The sequence below is a fragment of the Pseudazoarcus sp. NS36 genome (genome assembly GCF_059703705.1).
Window position 1 is genome coordinate 330,360 of the sequence record NZ_BAAKJA010000004.1, and the last position, 21,829, is coordinate 352,188.

18 protein-coding genes are annotated in these 21,829 nt (G+C 62.0%); 11 read left to right on the forward strand and 7 right to left on the reverse strand.

The features are described 5' to 3' along the window. The first annotated feature begins 93 nt into the window (after positions 1-93). Genes AC6H0R_RS08550 through AC6H0R_RS08560 form a run of 3 tightly spaced genes read left to right on the forward strand, consistent with a single transcriptional unit; the run spans position 94 to position 3,174 of the window. Complete coding sequence (locus AC6H0R_RS08550) at positions 94-822, forward strand: class I SAM-dependent methyltransferase (protein WP_497580937.1); 729 nt, start codon at positions 94-96, stop codon at positions 820-822. Next, on the forward strand, positions 819-2,054 hold the full coding sequence (locus tag AC6H0R_RS08555) for a hypothetical protein (protein ID WP_497580938.1): 1,236 nt from the start codon (positions 819-821) through the stop codon (positions 2,052-2,054). The genes AC6H0R_RS08550 and AC6H0R_RS08555 overlap by 4 nt, the downstream gene beginning before the upstream one ends. Beyond that, positions 2,032-3,174: a glycosyltransferase family 4 protein gene (locus tag AC6H0R_RS08560; protein WP_497580939.1), complete on the forward strand. Its 1,143-nt coding sequence runs from the start codon at positions 2,032-2,034 to the stop codon at positions 3,172-3,174. Before AC6H0R_RS08555 ends, AC6H0R_RS08560 begins: the two co-directional genes overlap by 23 nt. A gap of 11 nt (positions 3,175-3,185) precedes the next feature. Here the strand turns inward: AC6H0R_RS08560 and AC6H0R_RS08565 are convergent, their stop codons facing one another. The 4 genes from AC6H0R_RS08565 to AC6H0R_RS08580 are packed head-to-tail and all read right to left on the reverse strand — an operon-like array spanning position 3,186 to position 10,099. After that, positions 3,186-5,174, reverse strand: coding sequence for a glycosyltransferase (locus tag AC6H0R_RS08565; RefSeq protein ID WP_497580940.1), 1,989 nt, complete (start codon positions 5,172-5,174; stop codon positions 3,186-3,188). Next, entirely contained in the window at positions 5,135-6,973 is a 1,839-nt protein-coding gene (gene asnB / locus AC6H0R_RS08570) for an asparagine synthase (glutamine-hydrolyzing) (RefSeq protein ID WP_497580941.1), read from the reverse strand. The genes AC6H0R_RS08565 and asnB overlap by 40 nt, the downstream gene beginning before the upstream one ends. 7 nt (positions 6,974-6,980) lie before the next feature. After that, the gene (locus AC6H0R_RS08575; RefSeq protein ID WP_497580942.1) at positions 6,981-8,162 is read right to left on the reverse strand and encodes a glycosyltransferase; all 1,182 of its coding nucleotides are present in this window, start codon (positions 8,160-8,162) and stop codon (positions 6,981-6,983) included. Beyond that, positions 8,159-10,099 carry an acyltransferase family protein gene (locus tag AC6H0R_RS08580; protein ID WP_497580943.1) on the reverse strand — a complete coding sequence of 647 codons (1,941 nt, stop codon included), beginning with the start codon at positions 10,097-10,099 and terminating at the stop codon, positions 8,159-8,161. Before AC6H0R_RS08580 ends, AC6H0R_RS08575 begins: the two co-directional genes overlap by 4 nt. Before the next feature lie 118 nt (positions 10,100-10,217). Between AC6H0R_RS08580 and ampD the strand changes: the two genes are divergently transcribed. Both ampD and AC6H0R_RS08590 read left to right on the forward strand, forming a co-directional pair. Beyond that, positions 10,218-10,793 (forward strand): 1,6-anhydro-N-acetylmuramyl-L-alanine amidase AmpD, encoded by a 576-nt coding sequence (ampD, locus tag AC6H0R_RS08585; protein ID WP_497580979.1) that lies wholly within the window; start codon positions 10,218-10,220, stop codon positions 10,791-10,793. A gap of 253 nt (positions 10,794-11,046) precedes the next feature. Beyond that, positions 11,047-11,703 (forward strand): lytic transglycosylase domain-containing protein, encoded by a 657-nt coding sequence (locus AC6H0R_RS08590; RefSeq protein ID WP_497580944.1) that lies wholly within the window; start codon positions 11,047-11,049, stop codon positions 11,701-11,703. Positions 11,704-11,759: 56 nt separating this feature from the next. On the opposite strand, the gene AC6H0R_RS08595 is transcribed toward AC6H0R_RS08590, so the two are convergent. Continuing rightward, positions 11,760-12,950, reverse strand: coding sequence for a pyridoxal phosphate-dependent aminotransferase (locus AC6H0R_RS08595; protein ID WP_497580945.1), 1,191 nt, complete (start codon positions 12,948-12,950; stop codon positions 11,760-11,762). 183 nt (positions 12,951-13,133) lie between these two features. On the opposite strand from AC6H0R_RS08595, the gene AC6H0R_RS08600 reads away from it, so the two are divergent. The 6 genes from AC6H0R_RS08600 (at position 13,134) to AC6H0R_RS08625 (ending at position 20,355) form a co-directional block, all read left to right on the forward strand. Beyond that, a complete protein-coding gene (locus tag AC6H0R_RS08600; RefSeq protein WP_497580946.1) occupies positions 13,134-15,410 on the forward strand; it encodes an NADP-dependent malic enzyme in 2,277 nt (758 codons plus the stop codon). 246 nt (positions 15,411-15,656) lie between these two features. Continuing rightward, positions 15,657-16,526 carry a serine hydrolase gene (locus tag AC6H0R_RS08605; protein WP_497580947.1) on the forward strand — a complete coding sequence of 290 codons (870 nt, stop codon included), beginning with the start codon at positions 15,657-15,659 and terminating at the stop codon, positions 16,524-16,526. Between the two features lie 109 nt (positions 16,527-16,635). After that, entirely contained in the window at positions 16,636-17,478 is an 843-nt protein-coding gene (gene dapF, locus AC6H0R_RS08610; protein ID WP_497580948.1) for a diaminopimelate epimerase, read from the forward strand. 27 nt (positions 17,479-17,505) lie between these two features. Then, entirely contained in the window at positions 17,506-18,156 is a 651-nt protein-coding gene (locus AC6H0R_RS08615; RefSeq protein WP_497580949.1) for a DUF484 family protein, read from the forward strand. Between the two features lies 1 nt (position 18,157). Beyond that, a complete protein-coding gene (gene xerC / locus AC6H0R_RS08620) occupies positions 18,158-19,063 on the forward strand; it encodes a tyrosine recombinase XerC (RefSeq protein WP_497580950.1) in 906 nt (301 codons plus the stop codon). Positions 19,064-19,167: 104 nt separating this feature from the next. Next, positions 19,168-20,355 carry a class I SAM-dependent rRNA methyltransferase gene (locus AC6H0R_RS08625; protein ID WP_497580951.1) on the forward strand — a complete coding sequence of 396 codons (1,188 nt, stop codon included), beginning with the start codon at positions 19,168-19,170 and terminating at the stop codon, positions 20,353-20,355. A 38-nt stretch (positions 20,356-20,393) separates the two neighbouring features. Here the strand turns inward: AC6H0R_RS08625 and AC6H0R_RS08630 are convergent, their stop codons facing one another. Both AC6H0R_RS08630 and ruvB read right to left on the reverse strand, forming a co-directional pair. Beyond that, positions 20,394-20,732: a hypothetical protein gene (locus tag AC6H0R_RS08630; RefSeq protein WP_497580952.1), complete on the reverse strand. Its 339-nt coding sequence runs from the start codon at positions 20,730-20,732 to the stop codon at positions 20,394-20,396. A gap of 1 nt (position 20,733) precedes the next feature. Beyond that, complete coding sequence (gene ruvB, locus AC6H0R_RS08635; protein ID WP_497580953.1) at positions 20,734-21,783, reverse strand: Holliday junction branch migration DNA helicase RuvB; 1,050 nt, start codon at positions 21,781-21,783, stop codon at positions 20,734-20,736. Between the last annotated feature and the right edge of the window lie 46 nt (positions 21,784-21,829).

Genomic DNA, 21,829 nt, shown 5'->3' on the forward strand with positions numbered 1-21,829 from the left:
GCTAGGGACGAGCGGGCGCGTGCTTTTCTCGGGCTGAGCGCCGTTCAGCACCCCTGTGAGGTGATGTGCTGTTCATCCTGCGGGACACGTTGGTTGACCCCGTTCCCACCGCCAGTTGGGCCGCAACTCTACGATTTTGCTTATTACGAGTCGACTGGTGGTGGTCCCGCGTACGGGGCTCAAAAGCGCGAGATGTTGCGTTGCTATATCGAGCGGGCAATTCGTTTCAGGAGGCTTGGGATCACTTCGGGCTTGCTCGATGTCGGTTGTGGAACAGGCGATTTTCTCGTTGCCGCACGTGAACAAGGCGTTTCCGGTGTTGGCGTAGAGCTTTCCAGCTATGCAGCGCATACGGCTAAGGCAGCAGGGCTCGAGGTCTGGTGCGGTGAGCTCGATGGATTCCCTGACGAAGGGCGTATCTACAGCGCACTGCATTGCAGTCATGTGCTTGAGCACGTCCAGGATGTCAGGGCGTTCTTGAGAGGTCTCCATGGACTGTTGGCGCCGGGAGCACCGGTGTATTTCGAAGTGCCCCTGCAGTTTGACGGGATCCTGGACCGCATCAACGTTTGGCGTGGGCAGAGCAATCCGTATTCGGCTTATTCGATTCATCATCATTATTTCTTCACGCCAAGTTCGCTGAGGACACTACTTGAATCAAGTGGTTTTAGCGTGGAGACGCAGACCACTTTCCTCGCCTCCAGGCGAGCGGGGCGTGTTCCTGGTCCCCGAAGATGGGCCCTGCAGTCTCTACTGTGGGCGGCGGATCGTCTGGCTTCCGCCGGAGATGTGATCGCCGTGTGGGGGCGTCGTACGCGATGATCGCCGCACTTCGGCGGGTGTTCGCATCGTCCGCCGGCGAAGCTGTTGGCCGATTGGCGAATCTGGCACTGCCGTTCGTGGTGTTCTACCTGCATGGAGCTGGGCCAGCGTCAGACGGATTTTTCCTGGCGTTCGCGTTCGCGTTCTTTATTCAAGGCACTGCGGCAAATGCTATATCTGCCGCGCTTGTTCCGGTGCTTGCGAATAGTCCAAATCAGTTGGACCAGAGTGCCTACGCTATGCGCGCTGGTGCGTTGGCACTGGTGATGAGCGTTCTTGCAGCTGTGTTCGTGGGCAGGTATTTCACGGTCGCGGAGATGCTGCTGGTTCTCGTCTCAGTGTGGTTCGCAGGGGTGGCCGGTTTGCTTGCAGCGCCGGCGGTAGCCGCTCTTGGCGTTGAGCATCGTTATGCGGCGGCAGGTGTCACATGGGGGCTGCGGGGGGGGCCGCTGCTAGCCTACCTGGTGTGGGCGCCCCAAAGCGCTCGACTGGCGCTGTTGATGTTCGGTATTGCTCTGGCGGATGTACTTCGCTGCGTGATTCTCACACGGCTGGCAGGCGTGCGCTTTGTTTGGCGCGGCGGCGGCCCCCCGTTGTCATTCCCTCCTGCAGCAGTTTACCTTCTGCTTGCAGGGCTGATCGCGGGCATGGTGCCGCTTGTGGCGCGCTGGGCGGCATCTTGGGGTGCGGCTGGTAGCGTATCGATCTTCGAGATGGCCGACCGAGTGTTTGTTGCAATCGCGTCGCTTGGTACGCTGGGCATCAGCAATGTCGCACTGGTGTATTTCGCACGGGTGCAATCAGCGTCCGAGCATCAGCGATTGACGCGCAGGATGCTGGGCGCTGGTCTGCTATGGAGCATGCTGTGGGTGGCAATCGTTGTCGCGGGGGCGATTGCACTTCCCCTGTTGGCGGGAAATTTGGGCGCTATAGGGCAGGAAGAACTCTTCAGAGTCAGGAATGTGCTGTTGGTGATGTCTGCTGCCCTACCGGCGTTCATCCTGCATATGCTGCTGTCGCGGGGGGTTATCGCATCGGGTAGGGCGCGAGCCCTGCCTGCGATGGCGGGTGTCGGATTGGCAGCGACCCTATGTGCCGGCGTGCCCTTGATGAGGCTGATAGGGGTTGAGGGGCTGGCTGCGGGTGTGGTGGTTGGTCAGTATGTTGTGTTGGCGATGATGCTGAAAGTGTTCTTCGGTCGGGGGAATAGTGAAGATTCTCGTGCTCGCTGATGTGCCGCCGGCGGTTGTTGGCGGTGCTGAAGTGCAGGCCCTGCGGTTGGCACAACGCTGGGCGTGTGCAGGTCACGAAGTGATCATTGTAGGCCCCAATAATATGCCGGGAGCTGAAGGCCGATTGAGCATCCGTCGGCTTCCAATCTTGCGATCCTCCCGGCTATTGCGCGGCGTCAGCTATATGTTTTCGGCATTGAGACTGCTATGGGTCGAGCGCCATGCCTACGATGTGATTTACTGCCGTTTTGTACGTGAGCAGGCATTCGTGGCTTGCGTTGCGAAGTGCGTGTTTGGCTTGCGCCACCCGTTGGTGGCGTGCACTGCGTGCGCTGAGAGTGTGCTGGACGGCGCGAGTGCAGCGGCACTCCAGCGCAGTGCATTGGGGCGCTTCATGTTGGCGGCTATCCAGCGCGGAACTGACCGCGTGAACGCGCTCAGCCGGGTGATTGAACGCGAACTGTTGGGTGTCGGCTTTGTGCCGGGGCGCATTACACGCATTCCCAACGGCACCATCATCCCTGCAGCGAGTTCGCTGCGGCGCAGAGTTGGCGACGAGTGCTTGCGGATTCTGTTCGTTGGTCGCCTGGCGCCACAGAAAGGTGTGGATGTCCTGCTGAGGGCGCTAGCCAATCTGCCTGATGTCGATCGGAGGGGGCGAGCAATTGAGTTGGACTTAGTTGGCGACGGCCCCTTGCGCCGTGATCTTGAGCAGCTCTCTTTGTCGATAGGTATACGTGAGAGAGTGCGCTTTCATGGGGCTGTCTCGACTGATCGTGTAGCCGAGTATTTGCTTGCCGCTGATCTGTTCGTGCTGCCTTCGCGTTTCGAGGGCATGCCCGGCGTTTTGCTAGAGGCGTGCGCACATGGCTTGCCCGCCGTTGCCACACGGGTCAGTGGATCGGAGGAGATTCTTGAGCAGAGTGGCGGTTGGCTGGTGCCTCCCGATGACATTGAGGCGCTGCAGTGCGCTTTGGTGGAGGCTTCTTCGATGTCCTCCGCCGAACTTTCTGCGCTTGGGGCTTTGGGGCGTTCGACGGTTGCGGGGCGCTACGACATCGAGGTGGTTGCAGAGCGCTATATACAGTTGTTCGGCGAGTTGCTCCAGTTGCCGGGTTGATCGCCCAGCGCTTATTTGTCTGGTAGCCAAGTTGCCCGCCGAAACACGAACTCGTTGCACCCGTGTCCGCCTCCTACAGTTTTAAGCTCCTCGAGTTCGAAACCGCGTTGCTTCAGGAAACGGAACACTTCATCCGGTCGTGAGGCCTCGAATGGGTAACCTCCCATCCAGTCGAGAAAATCATACCAATAACTCATTCCACGCGAATCTTTGCGAGGAAACAGAGTGCGTTTGATGATTCCAGGTGACATCAGAAATATGGCGTTGAATAAGCCCAACAACGGACGGGCGTAGCGGTGTCGGTTATACAGCCGTTTGGTATGTTGCCAGTATCGGCTCAGGTATGGCTGATGGTTGTACAGGGCGACAAACAGCCTGCCGCGGTTGGCTACCGAGCCGGCCACGAGATCGATAGCGCGCCACATATCGCCAGTGTGATGCAGCACGCCCCATGAATATACGATGTCGAAGCGGCCGAGTTTAGCGAGATAGCTTTCGTCGAGGGCCGAGCCTGCTTGAATGTCCCAGTGCTGATCATTGTTAAAGTGGCGGCGCTTCAGTTCCATCGTGCAGGCGACCGAGGCGGGATCGTAGTCGAAGGAAACCACCTGAGCGCCGAGTTGGCGTGCTGCCAAGGAGAATAGTCCGCTGCCACAGCCTACGTCGAGAAAACGCAGGCCAGCAAGTGACTCCACCCCCAATGTCCGGGTCAGGCTGGCGGTGGCGAGTTCGATCCGCTCGTCGCTCAGGTGGCGCAAATATCGTTGCCAGTTTTCTCCGAATTCGTACCGAGCGCCGCTTTCGAGCTCTTGTTTATGGCTTGTTTCAGGGGGGGGCATATTCGAACTCTCAGTGGTCGGTCGCCTAACTGGCGGCGTTAGCGCCGCCAGGTACTGCCTTACGGGATTGTCAGCGGAGTGGTGAATTCGGGTGGGGCGAGAGGGCGGTGGTAATGGTACGTTGGCGATTGCTTCGGCGATGGCGCCCACATTGCCGACAGTGGTGATGGTCTGAAGGTTATCCGGATAGTCGCAAAGGATGTCTTTGACCACTGATTCGTCATAGCGAGTTACTACAACGGGAAGTCTGAAGTGCATGGCTTCCATCAGTGCGTTTGGATATCCCTCCCAGCGTGAGCAAAGCACAAACCCCGCCGCGTGGCGTAGCCATGCGTAGGGGTTGATACGTGTGCCGAGCAAGCGCACCCTCTTTTCGAGTCCGTGCTCTTTGATCAATGCCTCCAGATCAGATCGTTGGGGGCCGTCGCCGATGATGACGATCCGAGGGAGTTCTCTGTTGGCGGCCGCTCGAATTAGTGTTGCGTAATCTTTTTCCGGGACCAAGCGCCCCAGAGCGACGATGTAGGGCTGCTGGGCAATGATGTCAGGTAGTTCATTGATGTCCCGCGAGAGGCTTTCGATGCGCTCCGCGTCGAACGGATTGCCGATGATCTCGAAGCGTTCAGCTTCCAGCCCAAGCCCAGTAGTGAACTGCGTTTTCATGTGGGGGGTGAGCACGATTACTCGATCAGCCATGCGGTAGAGCAGTCGCATGCTCAGACGTCTGAATGGGCTGTGCACGTTTGACAGGGATGAGGCTTCGCGCACTACTAGTGAAAAACGTCGGCCGCTCAAAAGTCGTGCAGCAATTGCGACGAGGTTCGCGCCGGTGAGGGTCGACAGCATGGCTTCGGGCGGATTGCGGCGCAGCTCGCGTGTCAGACGCCATAGTGCCCGCAGGCCGAAGAGCCAGGCCGGTCGGGTCGAGCCCGCGGTGAGGTCGATGATTTCGACATGCGGATCTAGTTCGGCCAGTAGCGGGCCGGTCTTGCGGGCGAGGATCAGGCGCACGCCTTGGCCGAGTTGAAGGAACTGTCGTGACAGCGTGACGAACACCCGTTCAGCGCCGCCCATTTGGAGATCGGGGATGAACAGCGTGATTGTCTTCGGTGGCCGGGCGTTCATGTGGAAAAGGCTGCGAGGCTGGCGTGCAGCATCCACAGACGATATCCGTGATCACGACAGCCGGAACGATGTTCTGCGAGCAGACGGCGGGCTGCAATAGGGTCGATGAAGTCGTCGTGGCGTGCCAGTACAGCATTTAGATGATCGCCGAGGGAGCCACGGAACCATTGGTGTACGGGCACGGCGAAGCCCTGCTTGCGGCGTTTCCAGGTGTCGGGTGGAAGACGGTCGGCAAAGGCACTGCGTAGCCAGCGTTTGCCGAGTCCGGGGCGCAGATGCCGGCTGCCACGGCGGGTGACTGCCAGCTCAATGAGTTTGTGGTCGAGAAAAGGGGCGCGCGTTTCGAGACCGTGCGCCATGCTCGCGCGATCGACCTTCACAAGGATGTCCTGAGGCAGGTAGACCAGCGCATCGGCATGCAGCATTCGACTCAGATCGTCGAGTTCGCATTGTTCGGGCAGGCCGGCTGCCGTGTAACCGCGTTTGGCGAGGTCGGGGAATAATCGGGCATAAGCCTGCGGGTGGAACATCAGCGGAGCGGTATAGGGTGTTTCGGCCGCTACTCGGCGGGCTACATCGACGAAGAGGTGGGCCTTCTTGAGCAGGCTGCGGCTGTGGTGGACGTTGGGTTCTGGGAGCGCCAGCAGGGCGCGTTCGGCGAGTCCCCTCAGGGCTTTTGGTAGCCGGGTATACCAACGCAGGATGGCACGTGCCTGATAGCGCTGGTAGCCGCCAAAGAATTCGTCTGCGCCGTCTCCGGAAAGCGCCACCTTAACGTCGCGTGCAGCGAGTTCGCTGACCAGTGCAGTGGGCAGGATGGATGAATCCGCGAAAGGTTGGCCGATGTGCTTGGTGAGCAGGGTTTCTAGTCGCGTTTCATCCCAGGCCTCCAGCGTAGCCGTGTGATGATCGGTTCCCAGAAAGTGCGCCACGCTTGCGGCATAAGGGCTTTCGTCGAAGGCCGGGTCCGCAAAGCCGATGGTGTAGGTCTTGAGGTGGCGGTCCATCAACGGCTGGGCAAGCGCGCAAACCAATGATGAGTCGATGCCGCCCGAGAGGAAGGCGCCGACTTCGACGTCTGCGATCAGCCGCTTTTGAACGGCGTCGGTTAGTGTTGCGCGCAGCGCTTCGTCGCTGACTTCGCGGCCGTCCCCGGGTGGAGTTGGTAGCTGCCAGTAAGGCTGTTGGCGCATCTCGCTTGTGGTTTGCCAGCGTAGCCAGTGCCCCGGCAATACTTCCTTCACGCCCTGCCAGCATGTGTGGCCAGGCAGGCAGTAGCCGTAGCGGAAGTAGTCGGCAAGGCCGTCCGCGTCCTGCTCCCAGGCATGCTCGTCGAGGTGGCGCAGGGCAGGTAGTTCGGAGGCGCAAAGCAGGCGACCGCTGCGCACGGAGTAATACAGAGGTTTTTTGCCGATGCGGTCGCGGCACAGCAAGGCTGAGCCCTCGCGTGTATCCCACATCACAAAGGACCACATGCCTTCAAGTCGGGCAAGAAAGTCGGTTCCGTGCAGGCATAAGCCGGCCAGCAAGACTTCGGTGTCGCCGTGCGTGCGGAAATCCCAGTACGGTTCGAGCGTACGTCGCAGCGCGGCGTAGTTGTAGATCTCGCCGTTGTAGGCGAGTACATGCCGGCCGTCCGGCGAGCGCATGGGCTGGTGGCTAGCCGACAGGTCGATGATGGACAGCCGGGCGTGGCCGATAGCGAAGCCTTCGCCTGAGTCGATGCGCTGTTCGTCTGGGCCGCGGTGGCGCAATGCGGCGATCGCGGCGTCTACGCTGGTGTACCGCGCTTCCGGCGCGCGATTGGGGTCGAACAGGAAGGCGAATCCGCACATGCAGTGGTCAGTCTCCGCGAACTTTGGAATACAGCGCGAGATAGCGTTGGGCGCAATGATGCCAGTCGAGACCAAGTTGGAGCACGGTTTCACGCGCCGCCACGCCCAGCCTGGCGCGCATAGCAGCATCGGCGGCGAGCGATTGCAGGGCGATGCGCTGCGCCTGGATGTCGCCGACCGGAACGAGCAGGCCGTTGTGCCCATTGTCGATCAGTTCAGCAATGCCGGGCAGGTCGCTCGCAACGACGGCCCGGCCGGCTGCCATGGCCTCGACGACCGCGTTGGGGCGCCCTTCAGCGTGGCTAAACAACACCAGTGCGTCATGTGCTCCCAGAAGGTTGGCGATTTCATCGGGTGGGACGGTGCCGGTGAAGCGGACCTGTTGTTCCAGCCCCAGCTTAGATACCTGAGCCTGCAATGAGGCGCGCGCCGGACCGTCGCCGACCATGGTCAGGGTGAAGGCGCCGTCGGCGCCCTGAAGTGCGACAATAAGATCGTGCACGCCCTTGCTGGAGACCAGGTTGCCTACATAAATTAGACGCAGCGGCCCCGCTGTCGGGCGTGCAGCAGGGAGCGATAGCAGTGCGTCATCCACGCCGTTTGGGATGTGTTCGATACGCGCCGCGTGGGTCGGGAAAAGGCGTAGCAGTTCGGCGCGCATCGACTCGCTGACGGTGACGACATGCTGGGCCAGTTTCAGTACGGCCGAGCACACTATGCGCCGGCCGCGCGAGTGCTGCAGACCCGAAACGTCGGACCCTCGCAGCGTGACGACCACGGGCTTGCGGGAGATGCGCCCGACAAGTGCGCAAATCAGCCCGGTCAGCGACCAGTTGGCGTGTATTACATCCGTGCGCGTTGCGCGCAACAGGGTGGCGAAAAACATCCCGCCAAACAGCAGCGGAAGTAGCAGCCAGTTGAGCTTGCAGGCGCGTAGTCCCGCCGGGATTCCTCCGGGCTGGTGCGTCAATCCTTGAAAACGTTTGGGCGCGTAACGCAAAGCGATCACAGGGTAGGGCGTGTGTGTGACTGCCGTCCCGCAGCCATCCGGTGCGAGAACGGTGATTTGGGCGTCGCCGATCAACGCATCAGCCAGGCGCTTGACGAAGATGCCGCTGGAGCTCTCTGGCGACAAAGGAAAAGAGGTCGTAACCAAAGCCACCCTTGGGCCGCGGGGTGAAGGAGTCATCGGGAGTTGTGAATGGCCATGCGGGAGGCCAGTTCCGTGCTGAGCGAGCGGGCATAGCTGGCTGTGAGATGCAATGTATCGCGAAAAACCACCAGGCCGTTCTGTTGTGCCCTGCACGTGCTTTCAGGGCAAACTCGATCGTTCATGTCTACTACAGTTACGTTCAGATGTGCGGAGGCGGCGTTGGTGAGGCCAGACCACGCGGCTTCATTCTTCTCTTGGGCAACGACGCCGGAGCAAGCTGCGAAAAAATCTTCATTAGCAAATGGCAGCGGTGTGCGCGAAAGACAGCTAGGGCCATCTACGGCCAGAAAGGGGGTCGGTCGCAGCACTATGATTTTATCGATCTGCGGGGCAAGTTCGTCCAGAACACGGCGTGAGCCGCTCTCCCATTGTTCAGGTGAGAAGTCATAGCCAGCGCTCGATCCGATGACAAGGACGTCCGGCCTGATCTCACTAATCTGCGATACGGCCGTGGCTCGCCATTCTGAGCACTCGTTGAACTCCCGGCGAATCCGAGGATAAAAATACGGTATGTCGGCGATTGGGCAGGCTGATTTTGTCATTATCAACAGGCGCCAGTTTTGGTTTGTAAATATTGCTTCAAAAGCCGGATACCAATGCAGCCCAACGCTGTCACCAAGAACGACGGCTGTGCGCTCAGCCTCAGGGTTGCCAAAACTACAAATTTTTAGTGTTGCGCTGTGATACCAGTCGTCGCAGCCGAGCGCATAGATGGGGGGGATGTCGCCTCTGGCCGCTATGGCCATTTCGGCAGGTGAGTGCCTTAGCCATTCATCGAACTGCTTGTGCAGCTTTAGAAACAGAGAGGAGCCCAAGACGATCGCAGCCAAATAGCAGGTGGTCAGACGAAAATGGTGCGTGCAGCGCACCCCTAGTAGGCGAAAAGGCTGCTCAACAGTAAGGTGGGTAACAACAGCCAGTAGCAGGGCGGCTGTAACGAGTGCAAGGTTGGTTGAAAGCGCGGCGCTGTCGGTAAGCTCGCTCCCCAGTAAGAGGACAGGCCAGTGCCAGAGGTACCAGGCATATGAGACTCGCCCAAGAAACTGCATTGGAGTTGTAGCAAGTGCGGTGCCGACGATCGCGCTTCTGTTGCCGCACAGAATGAGCAGGGTGGCGCCGATGGTCGGTAAAAGGCTCCACGTCCCTGGGTAGGGGGTGTTCGGGTTAAGCAGGATAATGCCGGAAAGTAGTAGCAGGGCTCCGAGTGCGCTGAGCGGGGTGGCGTAGCGCAGATTGTTGTCCCGCAACTGTTCGCTTAGCATCCACGCCAGTGCACCGGCCGCGAACTGGAAGGCACGTGCTGGGGTGAGATAGAACGCGTACTCAGGGCTAGCTGAAGTCCACCACATGTTTAGCGCGAAACTTGTGATAAACATGCCTGTGAAAGTGAAATGAAGTGCTCGCCTTGATGCCGCCAGCCGCAACGTGATCAAAATCACAAGAGGCCAGATCAGGTATAGCTGCTGCTCCACGCCGAGCGACCATGTGTGGAGAAAAATGTTGCCGCCTGCTTCTGGGGCAAAGTAGTTCAGGCCGGCAAAGGCAAAGTGGAGATTTGAGTACCATCCGATAGCAGCGGCTCCCGCTAGCGCTGTATCGGACAGCATTCCTGCTGGCAGCAGGAAGTACCCGGCGACTCCGGAGCATGCGACTACCAGCAGCAATGAGGGAAACAGGCGGCTCAGGCGCCTTCCGATGAAGTGGACGTACTGGACTCTGCCGGAGCGATGTTCTGTGAGTAGGAGCCCCGTTATCAGGTATCCGGATATCACGAAAAATACGTCGACTCCGATGAAGCCACCAGAGAATCCGGGGAGGCCAGAGTGGGAGGCAATGACCATGAGAATTGCGACGGCGCGCAAGCCCTCAATGTGGGGCGCGAACTGTGGTTTTGTGGTTAACGTTGTCTGCATTGATGAGGGGCAGTTCGCTCGCGCAAGAGGCTTGGGGGGTGATCGATGATAGCAGCAGGCAGTTGCGTGTCGGTGTCATCATTGGCGTTGCAAAGCATCCGTGATTCAAGAGATTGCAATGTGTGACCACGAAGCGCTGAAGGTTCTGCCGGAGTCGGGCTGGGTGTCGGCCACCCGCCGCTGCGCTTCACCCAATTTCGATGCCCGACCTGACGGCGTTGTAGTGGGCATGGCGGTGATCCACAACATCAGCCTTCCGCCGGAGCAGTTTGGAGGTCCGGGGGTGGAGCAGTTGTTTACCAACTGTCTCGACCCCGACGAGCACCCGTATTACGCGCAGATCGCGGGCTTGCGTGTCTCGGCGCACTTCTTCATCCGGCGCGATGGTGAGCTGGTGCAGTTCGTGTCGACTGACGATCGGGCCTGGCATGCGGGCGCGTCGTGTTGGCAGGGGAGGGAACGTTGTAACGATTTCTCGGTCGGAGTGGAGTTGGAAGGGTGTGACACATTGCCGTTTGAGCCTCAGCAATATGCCCGGCTGGTGGAGCTGTTGCGGGCTTTGTGCGCACGCTATCCGATTCGTGACATCGTAGGTCATTCTGATGTCGCGCCGGGGCGAAAGACTGACCCAGGGCCGTTCTTCGACTGGAGCGTGCTGCGCTCTGCGGGTTTCCCCGGGGTTCGGGCTGATTGACAAAGTCGAGTCAAATCAGCATAGTGCGAAAAATTTTGTGCACGTAGCGTACTGTTTCGTGTTTTTTTATACAGGTGCGGCGCCGGTATTTGTCGGCGCAGTCAGTTGGCCGCTCGCACCGCGGGACTCGTTGTCTGGTTGCGGCGACGGGTTTGACAACCTCTGTAATCAACGCCTGTGCGTGCTTTGATCGGCGCACAACGGCCCCTGAAGTTGGGGCGGTCGGGGTGCTTGATTGCGGGTAGGAGGAACCATGAATCACGCAACTCGCGTTTCGACGCTGGCAAAGAATTCCCTGCGGCATCTTTCGCAGGCAACCCATGCGGTGCTGGTGCTGTCAGCGTTTGCCGCGGTTCTGCTTCTGGGTGGGCATCACTTGCGCGCGCAGGCGGTGGAGTCCGAAGCAGCACTGCTGGCAGCCGAAGAGGCAGCAGCGGCTGAACAGGAAATGCAGCTCTCTGCTGAGATGCAGCGCGTGCGTGACTGGGTCGCGCGCCGTTATCGGGTATCGTCCGAAGCACTGGATCCGGCTTTCGCCGAAGCGGAGCAGAGCGCACGCGAAGCTGCGCTGGATCCGCTACTGATCGTTGCAATGATGGCGGTCGAGTCCGGCTTCAATCCCGAGGCCAAGAGCCATGCCGGCGCACTGGGTCTGATGCAGGTGATCCCGCGCTGGCACATGGACAAGATCGGGCCGGAGAACGACCATACGGTGTTGTTCGACCCGCGTTTTAACGTGCAGGTCGGCACTTTGGTGTTGGTCGAGGGGCTGCAGCGTTATGGCACGCTGGAAGCTGCGCTGCAGTATTACAACGGTGCCCGGCACGATCCGGAAATGCGCTACACCAAGCGCGTGATGTCCGTGAAGCGTCAGTTGCAGGACGTCTTGCGCAAGTCGTCCGGCGCCTGAGTCGCGCCCGCGAGTTGCTGCAGTCAAAAACGGCCCCTTGTGGGCCGTTTTTCATTTCAGGTCTTGCCGATGAGCCGCTGTATGCGCTCGACGGCTTCAAGCAGGCGTTCGCTGCGAGTGGTGTACGTCAGCCGCAGATGCCGGTCTGGTTGGTTGTTGCCGAAGTCGATGCCGGGAGTGGTCGCTACGCCGGCTTCTTCGAGCAGGCGGTGGGCGAGGAGGCGACTGTCCTCGGCGATGGCGCTGATGTCGGCGTAGATGTAGAAAGCGCCTTCCGGCTCGGCCTTGATCTGCATGTCCAGTTCGCGCAGCGCCGGCAACAGCACTGAGCGGCGCTGTGCAAATACCTCGCGTCGCTCTTCCAGGATGCTGCGTGTGCCCGCCGAGAAAGCCGCAAGGGCGGCATGCTGGGCCGGCGTCGGTGCCGAGATGAAGAAGTGCTGGGCGAGCTTTTCGATTTCGCGCGCCCAGCATGCCGGTGCGACCAGCCAGCCCAAGCGCCAGCCGGTCATGCCGAAGTACTTTGAGAAGCTGTTCACGACAAAGAGGTTGTCGGCCTTTGCGCAATGCGTATTGGCCAGCACCGTGCAGGGCTCGGATGCGTAGTTGAGGCCCTGGTAGATCTCGTCAACGACCAGCAGGCCCTTGCGCGCGGAAACCTCTGAATGAAGGGCGCCCAGCTCGTCAGACGCCAGCACCGTGCCGGTAGGGTTCGAGGGGGAGGCGACGATCGCGCCCAGCGTGTCGGGCTGCCAGTGCTCGGCGAGCAGTGCCGGGGTGGGCTGGAAGCGTGTAGTGGCATTCACCGGCAATGCCTGCGGAACGCCTTCGAAGCTGCGCACCAGAGAGCGGTTGCACGGATATCCCGGGTCGGGCAGCAGCCAGCCGTCGCCTGGGTTGGTCGAGGCCGCAAGGATGAGCGTCAGCGCGCCGGAAGCGCCAGGTGTGACGACGATGCGCTCAGGGGCGACGTCCACGCCAAAGCGGTCTTGGTAGTGGCGGGAGATGGCTTCGCGCAGTTGCGGCAAGCCGGCCGCGGGGGTGTAGTGCACCTTGCCGGTGGCGATGAAGCGCTGGGCTGCGTCGATGACCGGTTGCGGGGTCGGAAAGTCCGGTTCGCCCACTTCCATGTGAATGATGTTGCGCCCCTGGGCCTCGAGCTGGCGGGCGCGGGCAAGCAGCTCCATGACATGGAAGGGCTCGATGTCGGTCATGCGTCGGGCGAGGCGAGGCGGGGGTGGAGGCATGGGGCGGGAGCTTCCGGTGTGGCTGTGGAAAATACGACTGAAGCGTCGCGGACGGCGTGCTTATGATTGTGCCATGGCGCCACACGACGAGCGCCCCCTGCGGGTCGCAGGGGGCGCTCGTCGTGTGGCATGATCTTTTGATGGCTGGGGCGAGTGTTCCGGTCACGCACGCACGGAGGTTTCATGGACAAGCAGTTGCGCGAGGCCGCGCTCGAATATCATCGCCATCCCCGTCCGGGGAAAATCGCGGTCACTCCCACCAAGGTGCTGTCGAACCAGCGTGACCTCTCGCTGGCGTACTCGCCGGGCGTGGCCGCGGCCTGCGATGCGATCGCGGAAGACCCGCGGCAGGCCGCCGAGCTGACCGGGCGCGCCAACCTGCTGGCGGTCATCACCAACGGTACGGCAGTGCTCGGGCTGGGCAACATCGGTCCCTTGGCGTCCAAGCCGGTGATGGAAGGCAAGGCCGTCCTGTTCAAGAAGTTTGCCGGTATCGACGTGTTCGACCTTGAGGTGGACGCGCTCGACCCGGATCGCTTCATCGAAGTGGTGGCGGCGCTGGAGCCGACCTTCGGCGGCATCAACCTCGAAGACATCAAGGCGCCGGAATGCTTCTACATCGAGGAGCAATTGCGCGCCCGGATGAAGATTCCGGTGTTCCACGACGACCAGCACGGCACGGCGATCGTGGTCGCAGCGGCGATAACCAACGGTCTGCATCTGGTCGGCAAGGAGTTCAAGGACGTCAAGGTAGTCACATCCGGCGCCGGGGCTGCTGCGCTGGCCTGCCTGTCGCTGCTCGAGAAGCTTGGCGTGCAGCGCAAGAACATCTGGGTGACGGACATCGAGGGCGTGGTCTTTGAAGGCCGCACGACGCTGATGGATCCGCTCAAGCAGCGTTACTCACAGAAGACCGATGCCCGCCGCTTGGCGGAGGTGATCGAAGGCTGTGACGTGTTCATGGGCCTGTCGGCAGGTGGTGTGCTCAAGCCCGAGATGGTGGCACGCATGGCCGCGAAGCCGCTGATTCTGGCGCTGGCCAACCCCGAGCCCGAGATTACGCCGGATGAAGTCAGTGCCGTGCGCGACGACGCAATCATGGCGACCGGCCGTTCGGATTTCCCGAACCAGGTGAACAACGTGCTGTGCTTTCCGTTCATCTTCCGTGGCGCGCTCGATGTGGGAGCCACCGCGATTACCGATGAAATGAAACTCGCCGCCGTGCAGGCGCTGGCTGAGCTGGCGCGTGCCGAGCAGAGTGACGTGGTGGCCTCGGCCTATTCCGAGCAGGGCGGTGGTTTCGGCCCCGAGTACATCATTCCCAAGCCGTTTGATCCGCGCCTGCTGGTGAAGATTGCGCCGGCGGTGGCGCAGGCGGCCATGGAGTCGGGCGTGGCAACGCGCCCGATCAGCGACTGGAACGCCTATCGCGGCCAGCTCAACAACGTGGTGTGGCATTCGGGCTTGCTCATGAAGCCGGTGTTCACCGAAGCGCGCAACGCCCCAAGCCGCATCATCTTCGCCGAAGGGGAGTCCGAGCGAGTGTTGCGCGCGGCGCAGACCGTGATTGACGAAGGTCTGGCCTGGCCGATTCTGGTCGGTCGTCCGGCGGTGATCATGCAGCGCATCGAGCGCTATGGTCTGCGCATGCGCCCGGAGACCGATTTCGAACTGGTGAACCAGGACGACGATCCGCGCTTCAAGGAGCTGTGGATGGACTATCACCGCCTGATGGAGCGCCGTGGCGTGTCGGTCGAATATGCCAAGAAGGAGGTGCGTCGCCGCACCACGCTGATCGGCTCGCTGATGCTCAAGCACGGCTATGGTGATGGCCTGATCTGCGGCACCTACGGCATGTTCCCGGTGCACCTCGGTTTCATCGAGACGGTGCTGGGGCGCAAGCAGGGCGTGAATCACTATTACGCGCTCAACGTGCTGGCGCTGACCGGTCGCACGCTGTTCCTGGCCGACACTTACGTCAATGAAGATCCGACTGCCGAGCAGATTGTCGAGATGACGCTGCTCGCGGCTGCCGAAGTGCGCCGCTTCGGCATCGAACCCAAGGTGGCCCTGCTGTCGCATTCGTCCTTCGGCAGCGGAGATTCCGAATCCGCCGTCAAGATGCGTGCGGCGCTGGAAATCCTGCATCGTGACCACCTCACGCTGGCCGTGGAAGGTGAAATGGGCGGCGATCTGGCGCTCGACATGAGTGCGCGTCTGGATGTGTTCCCGAACGCACGCATGCGCGACGAGGCCAATCTGCTGATCTTCCCGAATCTCGACGCGGCCAATATCGCTTACGGCCTGCTCAAGAATGCGGCGGGTCAGGGTGTCACGGTCGGTCCGATCCTGCTCGGAGCCTCCAAGCCGGTGCATATCCTGACGCCCGAATCGACGGTGCGGCGCATCGTCAACATGACGGCGTTGGCTTCGGTAGAGGCCGCCAAATACGGCGATTGATCGTCGTCTGAAAGCCCCCTGTGTTCGTGCGGGTTCACCTCGTGCGCGACATGCGATAGGCTGACGGTGTCGAAGCCGCCTTCGGGCGGCTTCGGTCATTTCTGATTAGGAATTAAGCTTTAAATTCACAGGGTTTGCGTGTTTTTTTGGCAACGTGCTTAAAAGATGCTTGCTATCTTGCTGGATTTGTTACAAAAATAACCCCATGAAAATCGCAGGGTTCTCTTCAGCAACGTGGCAAGCATCATGAAGCGTCTTGTTCAGTCATTCCTCGGCCTGTGCATGGTCTGCTCGGCTGCACTTGCTGCGCCTCCCGGCGCCGCGCTTGAGCGCGATGATCTGCCGCAGCTGCGTTCGGCCTCCTTCATGATCGTCAGTGAGCGTACCGGCGATGTGCTGTTCGAACAGAACAGTGCCAAGGCAGTACCGATTGCTTCCATTACCAAGTTGATGACCGCAATGGTCGTGCTCGACGCGCGTCAGCGCTTGTCCGAGCCGCTGACCATCACCCGCGACGACATCGACCGTCTGAAAAATACCGGCTCACGCTTGCGCGTCGGAACGCGCCTTACGCGCGAAGAGTTGATGAACCTGATGCTGATGTCGTCCGAGAATCGTGCTGCTTCTGCGCTGGCACGGAACTACCCGGGCGGTCTCAAAGCCTTCGTGGAGGCAATGAATGTCAAGGCACGCATGCTCGGTCTGCGCGATACGCGCTTTGCCGACAGCAGCGGCCTCAATCCGCGTAACCTGTCCAGCCCGCGCGACCTGGTGCGCTTGGTTACGGCTTCGGCGTCTTATCCCCTGATCCGCGAATTCTCGACTGCCTCCGAGCGCTATGTCCGTCTGGGGGCGCGCATGGAGCGCTTCGGCAACTCCAACTCGCTGGTAAGCGATCCCGACTGGCAGGTCGGTCTGTCCAAAACGGGTTTCATCCGTGAGGCCGGTCGTTGTCTTGTGATGCAGACCTGGGTGCGCGGTGAGCCCGTCATCATGGTGCTGCTCAATTCGCAGGGCACCTGGACCCGCACGGCGGATGCCAAGCGTGTGCGTACCTGGCTGGAAACGGTCGGCTCCGATCGCCTTGTTGCACTGGCCTCCGGCCGCGGCGGCTAACTTCCCGTTTCCCTTCGCGTTAGCGTGGCACGCCAGTCCTTGCTGGACGGTGACCCCGTCGTAGGTGAGAATCCTGCCAACGCCCCCGGGCCTGATCCACGGATTCCACATGCTGTTGCGCTTCACCAAGATGCACGGACTCGGTAACGACTTTGTCGTGATCGACGCCACTGCTGCGCCTGTTGCCTTGCCGCCCGAGCGGGTGCGAGCCATTGCGGATCGGCACTTCGGTGTCGGGTGCGACCAGTTGCTGGTCGTCGAGCCGGCGACGCGGCCCGACGTCGACTTTCGGTATCGCATTTTCAACGCCGATGGCGGCGAGGTTGAGCAATGCGGCAATGGCGCACGCTGCTTCGTGCGTTTCGTGCACGACAAGGGCCTCACCAGCAAACGCACCATCCGAGTTGAAACCCGCTGCGGGCTGATTGAGCCACGTCTGGAGGACGACGGTCTGGTCACCGTGGACATGGGTGTGCCGGTGCTTGAGTCGGCACGTGTGCCGTTTGTCTCCGATTCGGATGAGGTCGTGCAGCCGCTTGATCTTGCCGATGGTTCGCGTATCGCCATCACTGCTGTGTCGATGGGCAACCCGCATGCGGTGCAGATCGTCGCGGATGTCGATACCGCCCCGGTGGCGGAAACAGGTCCTCAGATCGAGCGCCACAGCCGGTTCCCGGCGCGAGTCAATGCCGGTTTCATGCAGATCGTTGATGCGCACACTATCCGCTTGCGCGTGTTCGAGCGCGGCGCGGGCGAGACGCTGGCCTGCGGGACGGGCGCCTGTGCGGCGGTTGTGGCGGGTATCCTGCGCGGCGTGCTGCAGTCGCCGGTGCAGGTCCAGACGCACGGCGGTGAGCTGTCCATTGCCTGGGACGGGCTGGCTGCCCCGGTGCTCATGACCGGCCCGGCGGTTAGCGTATTCGACGGTGAAATCACATTGCCTGACGCGTGATGTTCGCTGCAAGACAGGAGTGCTTTGATGGATGCTGAACAGGTCGCGCGCTATCTGCGCGAACACCCCGATTTCCTCGTCGAGCACGGCGATATCTTCGTTGAGGTCACCGTGCCTCACCCGCACGGAGGACAGGCCATCACGCTGGCCGAGCGTCAGCTGCATGCGCTGCGCGACAAGATTCGTCTGCTCGAAGCCAAACTCGCCGAATTGATCCGTTTCGGTGAGGAAAACGACGAGATCGGCGCCAAGCTGCATCGCCTCGTGCTCGCCCTGATCGCCGCAGAGCAGTTCCCGACCCTGTATCAGGCTTTGCTGCAGAGTCTGCACGAGGATTTCCGAGTGCCGCATGTGGCCGTGCGCGTATGGGATGCGGCCGTACCGGCCGACGGCGAAGTGTTCGAGGCGGTCAGCGAAGAGCTGCGTTTCCAGACCGCCGAGATGCGCCGCCCCTACTGCGGCGCCCCGGCAAACCTTGAAGCGCTGGCCTGGTTTGGCGAAGCTTCGGCCCATCTGCGTTCGGTGGCCCTGATCCCGCTGCGCTGTGACGGACAGGCGCTGGGCATGCTGGCGCTGGCCAGTGAGGAGGCCGAGCGCTTCTACCCGGACATGGGCACCCTGTTCCTCGAGCGTCTCGGCGAAACCCTGGCTGCGGCCTTGCGTCGCCTGCTCGGCTGACATGGCGCACGCAGACGTCGCTCCCTTGCCGGAAGACGTCGAAGCCTGGCTCGACTGGCTCGCCAGCCAGCGCCGCGCATCCCCGCTGACGCTGCAGGCCTACCGCCGCGATCTGACCCGTCTGGTCGAGCTGGCGGCCCCGCGGGCCTTGTCGGAACTCTCCGTGCATGACATCCGGCGCATGGCCGGAAGACTGCATGCGGCCGGCCTGGGCAGCCGTTCCATCGGGCGCGCCTTGTCGTCATGGCGTGGTTTCTATCGCTGGATGACGCGTCATCGCGGTCTGGTCACCAACCCGGTCGAGACGGTGCGTCCGCCCAAGGCGCCGATGCGCCTGCCCAAGGCGTTGTCACCGGACCAGACCGCCGCACTGCTTGATTCCGCACCCGAAGACGCGCTGGAAGTACGCGATTGCGCGATGTTCGAGCTGTTCTATTCGTCCGGCCTGCGTCTGTCGGAGCTGACTTCCCTCGATGTCGATGCCGGCATTGATGCCGCCGACGCAATGGTCACCGTGCTCGGCAAGCGCGGCAAGACACGCAAGGTGCCGGTCGGCTCGGTGGCACTTGCGGCCGTACAGGCCTGGCTTGCCGAGCGTTCCGGCTGGGTACGCGGTGATCAGCCAGCCCTGTTCGTCACACGTACCGGCACGCGCATGACCCCGAGCGCCGTACGCACACGCCTCGCGCGCTGGGCGCAGCGACGTGGTCTGGGCGTGCATGTGCATCCGCACATGTTGCGCCACAGCTTTGCCAGTCATGTGCTGCAGTCCAGTGGCGATCTGCGCGCGGTGCAGGAGCTGCTCGGCCACGCCAGCATCCGCAGCACGCAGGTGTACACCCACCTTGATTTCCAGCACCTGGCCAAGGTATACGACGCTGCGCACCCGCGTGCCAAGCGCAAATAGCGGCAGGCCGGGGGCGACGCTTTGAGCTGCCGCAGTTCGGCATTCGCTTTGTGCCTGCCGACCTACGGTAGACTCGCGCCCTTCGTATTCCGCAGGAACATCCCATGGCTCGTCTGATCCTCAATCCCGGCAAGGAGCGCTCGTTGATGCGGCGCCATCCGTGGATCTTTGCCGGCTCGGTCGGACGTCTGGAGGGGCGTGCGCGGCCGGGGGATACGGTCGAGGTGCTCAGTGCCGAGGGCAAGCTCTTTGGCCGAGCTGCGTGGTCGCCGGAGTCGCAGATCCGTGCGCGGATGTGGAGCTTTGATCCGGAGGTGACCATTGATCACGCCTTCTTCAAGCGCGCCGTTGCCGCCTCGGTGGCGCGCCGTCAGGCTCATCCGCTGCTTGCCGGCGAGGACGGCGTACGCCTGATTCACGGCGAGTCCGACGGCTTGCCAGGGGTTATCGCTGATCGCTACGGCGAGGTCGTGGCGCTGCAGCTGACCAGCGCTGGTGCCGACAAATGGCGCGAAGCCATCGTCGCGGGGCTGGTGCAGGCCACCGGCTGTGCCGCGGTGTATGAGCGTTCCGACTCGGATGTACGGGGGTTGGAAGGTCTCGGGCCGGTCACCGGCTGCGTCTATGGTGAGTTGCCCGCGCAACTGAGCATCGTCGAAAACGGCGTGCGGCTGGGGGTGGATGTGGTGGGCGGTCACAAGACCGGCTTCTATCTGGACCAGCGCGACAATCGCCTGCTCACCGGCCGGCTGGCTGCCGGACGGCGCGTGCTCAACTGTTTCTGCTACACCGGTGGTTTCTCCCTGCAAGCACTTGCTGGCGGCGCGAGTTCGGTCCTGTCGATCGACTCTTCCGGCCCCGCGCTGGAAGGTGGTCGTGCCAACCTCGCTATGAATCCGCAGCTCGATGCTGCGCGCGCAGAATGGCGTCAGGCCGACGTGTTCGAGGCGCTGCGTGAATTGAAGGGGGCTGGCGAACGTTTCGACCTGATCGTGCTCGACCCGCCCAAGTTCGCACCCTCGGCGGCCCACGCCGACCGGGCCGCGCGCGCCTACAAGGACATCAACCTGTTCGGTTTTCGCCTGCTCGCGCCCGGTGGCATCCTGATGACCTATTCGTGTTCCGGCGGCATCGGCCACGAACTGTTCCAGAAGATCGTGGCCGGCGCGGCGGTGGATGCCGGCGTGGATGCACGCATCCTGCATCGCCTCTCGGCCGGGCCGGATCATCCGGTCGGCTTGGCAGTGCCGGAGGGCGAGTACCTCAAGGGGCTGGTTGTTCAGGTGTCCTGAAGCCTGTCGGCCTCGGGCCAGCAGGCTTCAGCGCTGATTCAGCGTGCGTCCTGTGCCACGTTTGATTCGGGGTTGGGGACAATCTCGCCTTGCCACATTGCTGCAGCTATCAGGCCGACAGCAATCATCGCCAGCGTGAAGTAGGCGTATTGCCAGGTCTTTCCGGCAATGCCCCCGCGCCTTGCCTGCAGTACGGCCATCACTCCAAGCCCGCCGGTTGCAAACAGGCCGGCGCCGAGCAGGCGGGTTGCGCCGCCGGACAGGTACATCGCCAGCGAAGGGTCGCCGCGCGCGGGCCAGTAGAAATCCTGAGCCTGCCAAAGCCAGGCCCCGCCCGCGATGCATGCGACGATCGCGAAGGCGAGGAAGAAGCGCATTTCAATCCCCGTTGAAGAGGTCGTCGCGCCCCGGGCGCGCAAGGCCGAAGTGGCGCCAGATGGCGGCCGTGGCGACGCGCCCGCGCGGGGTGCGCTGCAGGTAACCCTGCTGGATCAGATAGGGTTCGAGCACGTCCTCGATGGTGTCGCCGGCCTCGCCGATGGCGGCGGCCAGGTTGTCGAGCCCGACCGGGCCGCCGTCGAACTTCTCTAGCATGGCCATGAGCAGCTTGCGGTCCATCATGTCCAGCCCGAGCTGGTCGACTTCGAGCATTTCCAGCGCCGCATCGGCGACCTCAGCCGTGACGCGGCCTCCTGCTTTTACCTCGGCATAGTCGCGTACGCGGCGCAGCAGGCGGTTGGCGATGCGCGGCGTGCCGCGGGAGCGACGTGCGATCTCGAAGGCGCCGTCGTCCTCGACTTCGACGTTGAGCAGTTTTGCCGAGCGGCTGACGATATAACGCAGCTCATCCGGCGTATAGAACTCCAGCCGCGACACGATGCCGAAACGGTCGCGCAGCGGATTGGTCAGCATGCCGGCGCGGGTGGTGGCACCGACCAGCGTGAACGGAGGCAGATCCAGCTTGACCGAACGCGCGGCCGGGCCTTCGCCGATCATGATGTCGATCTGGTAGTCCTCCAGCGCGGGGTAGAGGATTTCTTCCACCACCGGCGAGAGGCGGTGAATTTCGTCGATGAACAGCACGTCGTGCGGTTCGAGGTTGGTCAGCAGCGCGGCCAGATCGCCAGCGCGTTCGAGCACCGGGCCTGAAGTCTGGCGCAGGTTGACACCCATCTCGGCGGCCACGATATGCGCCAGCGTGGTCTTGCCCAGGCCGGGAGGGCCGAACAGCAAGACGTGGTCGAGCGCTTCGTTGCGATTGCGCGCGGCGGAGATGAAGATCTCAAGCTGCTCACGGATCTTGGCCTGGCCGACGTATTCCGCCAGTCGCTTGGGGCGCAGTGCGCGTTCGACTGCGTCTTCCTGGCGGTCGGACGGTGCAGCGGATACGAGGCGCGGGGCAGAGCCGAGTTTGTCGGTTTCGATCATGGCCGGAGTTTAGCCGGTTCGCTTTCGCAGGTCGCGTTGACGCAGG

Bases quoted from the DNA above. Each gene is read 5' to 3' on its own strand.
- AC6H0R_RS08555 (WP_497580938.1), top strand. From the start codon at position 819: ATGATCGCCGCACTTCGGCGGGTGTTCGCATCGTCCGCCGGCGAAGCT.
- asnB (WP_497580941.1), bottom strand. From the start codon at position 6,973: ATGTGCGGATTCGCCTTCCTGTTCGACCCCAATCGCGCGCCGGAAGCG.
- AC6H0R_RS08575 (WP_497580942.1), bottom strand. From the start codon at position 8,162: ATGACTCCTTCACCCCGCGGCCCAAGGGTGGCTTTGGTTACGACCTCT.
- AC6H0R_RS08580 (WP_497580943.1), bottom strand. From the start codon at position 10,099: ATGCAGACAACGTTAACCACAAAACCACAGTTCGCGCCCCACATTGAG.
- ampD (WP_497580979.1), top strand. From the start codon at position 10,218: ATGTGTGACCACGAAGCGCTGAAGGTTCTGCCGGAGTCGGGCTGGGTG.
- AC6H0R_RS08590 (WP_497580944.1), top strand. From the start codon at position 11,047: ATGAATCACGCAACTCGCGTTTCGACGCTGGCAAAGAATTCCCTGCGG.
- AC6H0R_RS08595 (WP_497580945.1), bottom strand. From the start codon at position 12,950: ATGCCTCCACCCCCGCCTCGCCTCGCCCGACGCATGACCGACATCGAG.
- AC6H0R_RS08600 (WP_497580946.1), top strand. From the start codon at position 13,134: ATGGACAAGCAGTTGCGCGAGGCCGCGCTCGAATATCATCGCCATCCC.
- AC6H0R_RS08605 (WP_497580947.1), top strand. From the start codon at position 15,657: ATGAAGCGTCTTGTTCAGTCATTCCTCGGCCTGTGCATGGTCTGCTCG.
- dapF (WP_497580948.1), top strand. From the start codon at position 16,636: ATGCTGTTGCGCTTCACCAAGATGCACGGACTCGGTAACGACTTTGTC.
- AC6H0R_RS08615 (WP_497580949.1), top strand. From the start codon at position 17,506: ATGGATGCTGAACAGGTCGCGCGCTATCTGCGCGAACACCCCGATTTC.
- xerC (WP_497580950.1), top strand. From the start codon at position 18,158: ATGGCGCACGCAGACGTCGCTCCCTTGCCGGAAGACGTCGAAGCCTGG.
- AC6H0R_RS08625 (WP_497580951.1), top strand. From the start codon at position 19,168: ATGGCTCGTCTGATCCTCAATCCCGGCAAGGAGCGCTCGTTGATGCGG.
- AC6H0R_RS08630 (WP_497580952.1), bottom strand. From the start codon at position 20,732: ATGCGCTTCTTCCTCGCCTTCGCGATCGTCGCATGCATCGCGGGCGGG.
- ruvB (WP_497580953.1), bottom strand. From the start codon at position 21,783: ATGATCGAAACCGACAAACTCGGCTCTGCCCCGCGCCTCGTATCCGCT.